The sequence below is a fragment of the Neisseria sp. P0009.S007 genome, from assembly GCF_051962515.1.
Genome location: NZ_JBQCVF010000111.1, coordinates 1 through 6762, shown reverse-complemented (window position 1 = coordinate 6762; position 6762 = coordinate 1). Strand labels below are relative to the sequence as shown.

Annotated in this window: 5 protein-coding genes; all 5 read right to left on the bottom strand. The window is 48.6% G+C overall.

The genetic code is table 11. The features are described 5' to 3' along the window. Window positions 1-24 precede the first annotated feature (24 nt). Genes cas4 through ACTHS3_RS09585 form a run of 5 tightly spaced genes read right to left on the bottom strand, consistent with a single transcriptional unit; the run spans window position 25 to window position 6504 of the window. Window positions 25-675, bottom strand: a complete 651-nt coding sequence (cas4, locus tag ACTHS3_RS09605) for a CRISPR-associated protein Cas4 (RefSeq protein ID WP_070608693.1) — start codon at window positions 673-675, stop codon at window positions 25-27. 2 nt (window positions 676-677) lie between these two features. After that, on the bottom strand, window positions 678-1559 hold the full coding sequence (cas7c, locus tag ACTHS3_RS09600; protein ID WP_070608690.1) for a type I-C CRISPR-associated protein Cas7/Csd2: 882 nt from the start codon (window positions 1557-1559) through the stop codon (window positions 678-680). Between the two features lie 12 nt (window positions 1560-1571). Beyond that, window positions 1572-3329: a type I-C CRISPR-associated protein Cas8c/Csd1 gene (gene cas8c, locus ACTHS3_RS09595; RefSeq protein ID WP_070608688.1), complete on the bottom strand. Its 1758-nt coding sequence runs from the start codon at window positions 3327-3329 to the stop codon at window positions 1572-1574. Continuing rightward, the gene (gene cas5c, locus ACTHS3_RS09590; protein ID WP_070608686.1) at window positions 3326-3970 is read right to left on the bottom strand and encodes a type I-C CRISPR-associated protein Cas5c; all 645 of its coding nucleotides are present in this window, start codon (window positions 3968-3970) and stop codon (window positions 3326-3328) included. The genes cas8c and cas5c overlap by 4 nt, the downstream gene beginning before the upstream one ends. Window positions 3971-3993: 23 nt before the next feature. Further along, window positions 3994-6504, bottom strand: a complete 2511-nt coding sequence (locus ACTHS3_RS09585) for a CRISPR-associated helicase/endonuclease Cas3 (RefSeq protein WP_070608684.1) — start codon at window positions 6502-6504, stop codon at window positions 3994-3996. Window positions 6505-6762 lie beyond the last annotated feature (258 nt).

The following is a 6762-nucleotide window of genomic DNA, read 5'->3' as shown; positions in this document are numbered from 1 at the left end:
CATATTATACGTTCATCAATTTTCTCAATCCCCAAACAACCTCATCACATACCCCACACTCCTATCCTGTTTCCCCAGCAACTCTGGCTGGCAAATCTCCACCAGCGAGCAGGCTTTGCAGCGTTTGCCGTAGTCGGGTGGCGGGGTTTGACCGCTGTTTAGCAGCTCGCGCACGGCGGCGATGGTGGCGAGTGTTTGGGCGCGCAGGCCGTCTGAAAACACGACGGGGACGCGATGGCGGGTTTGCATATACCACAGCGCGCCCTCAGAAACGGTTTGCCCTGTCATTTCTTCCAAGCACAAACCTTGGGCGCAAAGCTGGATTTCGTCCATTGGGTCGGGTTTAGGCTTGCCGCGTTTGTATTCCACAGGTTTCAAACGGCCTGTTTTCGTGTCCACTTCCACCAAATCCAACACCCCGTTGATGCCCAATTTCTCCGCCGACACATGCACCGTCCGCTCGAAGCGCACGCCCTTGCGCGTTTCCGGCTCGCCCGAATCCACTCGCTCATGCAGCGCCTTGCCCTGTGCGGTCAAATAGTTCTCCATCCACGCCTGCTCGTTGTGAATCAGTGCGCATTGGCGCGGGCAGAAAGCGTAGTGTTGCAGGGCAGAAAGAGAAATCAGGCGTGTGTCCTGATTTTCCCTTTGGGTTTCGGTTAAAAGTGCGGTCATTTTTAGCCTAATTTACGCAGCAGCTTGGTTTCGCCAAGATTTTGATCGTCCACGCTGACAAGGTAATCGTCAAAATTCCTTGCCACTTCCACTCCGTCTTTTTTAGCAACCTGAATGCGTTTGAAGAGGCTATCAGCAGGTGCGTCACCCAGACTACTGCTGTGTTCAAACACATAGAGCCCGCGAGCATTCATTTGCCCGCGTGCGGCGGAATGGTCGTGGTCGAACATATTGACGAGTGCCTGCCAAAACAGTTCTAAATCACTTTCGGAAAAACCGGTTTGCTTGGCGAAGTGGGCGGAAATAAAGCCATGGCAGCGGTATAGGCCGTAAGGGACTGTAAATTTGCGCCCCATTCTTCCACGTTCTTTCTTTGCTTTTTCTTCTTCACTATCCTCAGGTTTCGGATTTTCAACCTCTTTAGCCGGCGCACAACGAGTAATCGTATGTTCAAGTGTTACTATCGGATCAATAGAGCGGGAAAAAGTCAATTGCACAGGACCTCTAACTTGTCCCGCATTCTCACCTGTCGTTAAAACCGCACCAAAAGTACGAATATCGTAATAGCGTTTGCACATATATTGACGCGCACTTTCGGTTTTTTCTCTCCCATTTGGTTTGTCTTTTACTTCATCTTGCTGATGGGCTTCAGCAATTAAATCATTAAGAATGATTTTTTCACGAATAAAGATATCGTGATGTTCACCATTTTGGGTCATTTGGATAAAATTGCGGACTTTGCGTTTCAGGCAAACATCGGTTACCAAACCTTCACCGGTTTGCGGGTCGATACGCGGCAGGTTGCCTGCGTCGGGATCGCCGTTGGGGTTGCCGTCTTGCACGTCAAATAAAAAGACAAAGTCGTAGCGTTTTTCAATAGTCATAGCATTTGCTCCTTATGCGGTTTTCGCTTCGTTGAACAGGTTTTTCAATGCGTCTTTGGTAAACAGAAATTGGGTTTCGTGGTAATAACCGATGGCGAATAGGCCTTGCTGTTCCAAATTCAAATGGTTGGGAAATCTCTTACAATGTTCCAAAATCTGGCGGATTTCCCATTGCAGTTGTACGGCACGTCCTTCAAATTCCAGCTTATTCAAATGGTGCGGCAGCAGGCGCATCAGTGTGCCGAATACGGCAATCGGCGTACTGCTTGCCGAACCGAAATAGCGGTCGGCAATGGTGGCGTTCAAGCCGGGATTGGCTTCGGCCTGTGTTTTTTCCAGCACGGCAAACAGCCGCCCCAGCACATAGCCAATGTCTTGACGGTTTCTATCCAAACTCATAGTTAACTCCTTCATGTTTTTCAGACGACCTGCGCGAATTGCGCGATTGATATAGGCTTTAAGCAGACTTGCCCTGCCATAGGTAATTTTCTGTTCCGCCTTGTTGCGCCGCAAAGCAGCCTGCAACAGGCTGACGGGTAAAACGCGGTTGTTGAGTGCGGCATCGGTTATTTGGGCAATCAGGTCAGATGGCAGGTTTTCCATTTTGCCGTCCAACACTAAATTACCCAGCAGGTGCGGCAACGGCATATATTCGGGGTATGGCGAGTTTTCGCCACGCACCATCTGCAAATCGTCATACCACGCCGCAATGCTTTCGGATAAGGCGGCAACAGTGGTTTCATGCCAAAAGCGGACGACAATGCGCGCAGAATTGGGTGATAGACCTAAAAGGTAGAATTTTTCTTTACCGTCGGGTTCTGTGTATTTGCCGTTGTACAAGCTTTTATAAAGCGATTTGACCGCATCAATATGGGCATCGGGATTGTCCTTGCCGCCGCCGTTAATCAAAGAAGCAAGACTCTCTTCCAACGGAGTTGGTTTCGCACTCCAACAGATGGCTGTTACATCGCCGATACGGAAGCGGTTTTCGCTAGCAAGCAGGGTATTTAAGGCAGTGGTGTACTCGAACATGGCTTGTTCGCCCACAGGAAAGATAAAGCCCTGCTCTTTGCCGTATGATTCAAAAGCTGACAGATTTACCGATGTAAACGGGGCGGGCTTGGCGTTCACACCTTTCACGGCGTTATGCAGCCGCGCAATCGGCGCAGGTTTGCCCGTTACCAGGCAAATGCCTTTGGGGATGTTATCGGATTGTGCCTGATTAGCTTGACTCACATATGCCTGAACCGCCTTTGATTGACAAACCAAATCTACTGCCTCGTCCACCAAGCGGAAGCTGAGATTACAGCCTTTGACTTTGGCACATTCCGCCCAATTTTCGGCCTGCATGACTTTGCTTTTTTCTTCCGCAGAAGCCAGAAAGGCGGCAATGGCGGCAACACCTGCATTATCGGGCAACGCCTGTTTCAATTCGTTTACATTGGCGGTAAAGCTAGCATGCTGTTTATCCGCCTGCTCCTGCCCTTTTTCTCCGGCATAGGCAAGCACATAACCGTAGTGATCCCACAATAAATTGCTTACTTCGTAGGATTTTGAACCGCTCCTGCCCAAGCCTTTCGGCACTAAAAAAATGCGGCCAACTTTCTTCTTGCCTTTCAGCTCACGGGTATCTTCCAGCTGAATAAATTTGCCCTGTTTGTCTATAACAATAATGAACGGGATTTCTTTGTTTTCAAACCCTTCCGGGGCAACACCGCCATCGCTTTCGGCTTTGCGTTGGTAGTATTGGGTGAGCGCGTGCAGAATCATCGTTTCACCTCCTCGCTATTGGCTGGGGGCACGGTAATTACGCCGTTTATCGCTTTGCATTGGTAAAACATAGGTTCGGCGTTATTGGAATCGCGCGGATCGGATTTGCTGAAATCCATGTCGTACAACATAAAACCGAAATCTTGGGTAATATCTTCGCGTGGCAAACCGTCTTCAGCCTTTTCAAGTAGCCTGAAATGGCAGGGAAACTCACGGCAACCCAAATAAGGCTGGTGGAAATACTGCCCTTTTTTCGCGCGCCGTTTGAACATTTCGGCAAATTTGACGTAGTTGTCGCCCTCGCCTGCTTCGCTTGTCATGTCAAAATTGGCGTGAATGCGGTAGGCAACGTCTTTCAGTAGCATGGATGCGCGCTGCTGGCGGTTGTCTTCAATATAGAGCGAGCCGCTACGTTCACTCATTTTGGTTCCCACTTCGTTACGGCGGATATTCGTCCACTGAATCGGTTTTAGGATTTCTATCTTCAAGACTCGCCAGCGGATTGCCGGCTTCCACAATATCGCCATTAAAATGTTTCTGGCGGCAGACGGCGTGATAACGGAGTAACTTACCCTTTCTACTTTTAGCTCAGGCCTAGTGAAGCAAGCCAAATCACCGCTGATTTCTAAGATAAAACTCATATCATCTCCTTATTGCTTTCATTTCATAAAACCGAATTTTCAGGTAGCCAAGCTGCATCGTCAAAATCCGCGCCAAGCACGGCTTTGTAATAGCCCTTATCCAACACCAGCAATCCCGCCCTAGAAAAAACCGCATGTGCAGGCAGCTTTTTCAGTTCGTGTTCGTACACCGTTATCGTGTAGCGTTGCAGCTTGCGGTAAACCCATTTGTGTTTGAGTGGATCGCTTTCTAAAAATTTGAACCAACTTTCAAACGGCTCGGGCAGCGGTGGACTGTCAGTTTGCCCGAAGGAGTTGTCGGTTGGCTGAGGAAAGCGTTGTTTGTCCAAAACATCCTGCCATTCTGAAACTTCCACGCCGTCCAAGTGTCGTCTGAAAAAATCGTCCAACTCGTTTGCTTTGATAATTTGCGGACTGCCGTCTTTTTCCCAATGAGCCAACGGGATAAACGGCACAATGAGTGCCACGCCTTGGTTATCAATCAGGCGGAAGCGTTCGGCAGCAGTGCGGAATTTGATTGCCAGCGGATTTTCATTGGATGATTCTGCCGTCAAGAGTCTTGTAATGTCGTGTTTATCCACATCGCCTTTACCGTTGAACCGGCGGAAATATTCGGCAAATGCCGACGGGGAAAGCGGGTCGCCGAGCAGCCCTGCTTTCAGCATTTCTTCGGTAATGTCCTGCCCCTGTTTCAGGCTGCCGCTAGGCGCGCCTTCCTCGGCACGGAACACGACCACTTCACCCAACTGTGGCAGTTTGCCTTCACGGTTGCACCGCCCCGCCGCTTGGGCAATGCTGTCCAGTCCTGCCATCGCCCGATAAACGCAAGGGAAATCCAAATCCACGCCGGCTTCAATCAACTGCGTGCTGACCAGCCATAAAGGCTTGTGCAGGCTGCCTGCGCTATACAGTGCCAAATATCGGCGAACCAACGCAATGACTTCGCTGCGGTGTGTGGCGCACATATTGGCAGACAAATGTAGCTTGATTCCGTTAGAAGGCAGGGCGGCAAAGAGTTTTTGGGCGTGTTTTCGCGTATTGACTACCACCAAAACACACGGACGCGCGGCGATTTCATCGGCAATTTCCTGCCAGCTTTGCGCTTCGTCGTTTGGCAGCGGCATTTTGATGCAGACGCGGCGCAGTTTTTCCGATAAGGCAATTTTGTCTGCCACAATCTCGCGCACGTCCGGCAGGCCTTCCAAAATGGTGCGGCCGAATGCGTCGATATTTTTGCCAAGTTCAGGCTGAGTTGCCGTGCACAGCACAAAGGTAACGCCGTAATCGCGAGCCAACACCCGCATCATGTCAGTAATCGGCTTTTGGAAATCGCGCGGAAGCTGCTGGGCTTCATCCAAAATCACCACGCTATCGGCAATATTGTGAATCTTGCGGCAACGGCTGGTTTTCGCCGCAAACAGGCTTTCAAACAGTTGCACGTTAGTGGTAACAATCAGCGGCGCGTCCCAATTTTCCGTAGCAAGACGAGTTTTCGCTGTTTCCTTATCTTCTTTCACTTCTAAATTGCTGTGGTGTTCTAAAACCACATCATCGCCTAATGCTTTGCGGAAAACATTGGCGTTCTGCTCGATAATACTGGTGAAAGGAATAGCATAGATAATACGTTTTTTGCCAAATTTCAGTGCGTGTTTCAAAGCGAACCCCAAGCTCGCTAAAGTTTTACCGCCACCGGTCGGCACGGTTAAAGAAAACAAAGTGCGGTCGGTTTCTGCGGCAGAAAAACATTGCTGCAAAATGGCATGGCGTTCTTGGTTTAAAGATGAGTTTTTGTCCGATTTTTCATAAAGCTGCGCCATATACTGCTCATATCGCCGGTGCAACTCATCCAAACCGGAAAATTTCGGGCGCAATTCGGCAGCCTGCGCGGCATCGGCATCGGCGTAGCCGTTCATAAAGGCTTCGGTATCCAAAAAATCGGCATCCACCAAGCAGGAAAAGAAAAAACGTATCCAAATATGTAGCTCCTTGAACAGTTTTGCCTGTTCTGGTTTTTCCCAAAAAGCAAGAAAATTTTGTGTTAAATCATTATTGGATAAAAGAAAAGAGTCTTCAGACAAACCACTTTCCACCAAGCCCGACAAAGACGCCGCCAACTCGTCATCCGCCTGTTGCAGACGGCTTTTCAGACTGCCTTTGTCATACCAATCTGCCAGCCCAGCATGATGCCCGGCAATCAAATACGCCAACAAATGCCCAAAAAACGAATTAAGGTGCTCTACTGCATATTTGGCACCGGCAGTGGAATGCGGAATTTTGCGCAACTTGGTAGATTCGACATCTTCCAAATGGGCATTTTCTTTTTCAAATCCGGATGCATTACGGATATATTTCTGAAAAGCTTCCTGAAATTTCCCCAAATCGTGCAAAAGCCCCGCATATTCGGCAAACAACGACCCATAACGCCCTGCAAAACGCTTAGCAAGTTGTGCGACTTTTTGCAGGTGGTCTTGCAGAGGGTGGGAATGCCAATTTCCTGATGCGTCTTGGCGGGCGTGGGCAATTTTGTCAGTCATCCAACTTCCTAAAATGAAATTAATTATAGATTTTTAAGAAACACATGTACCCAAACAATTTTTCTATATGTTTCAACAGCAACTTGGTTACCCATGATTTCGCAATCATGCAAGTTTCCATTAGATGGGATTGTGAAAACTAATATTGTCCATCTACCTTACAGATGCAAGCAATGGTAAAACTTACTATCATTAATTAGTTAATTTATAAATCATATACCAGATAGTATTTACACTCAATAATATTACATATAAACA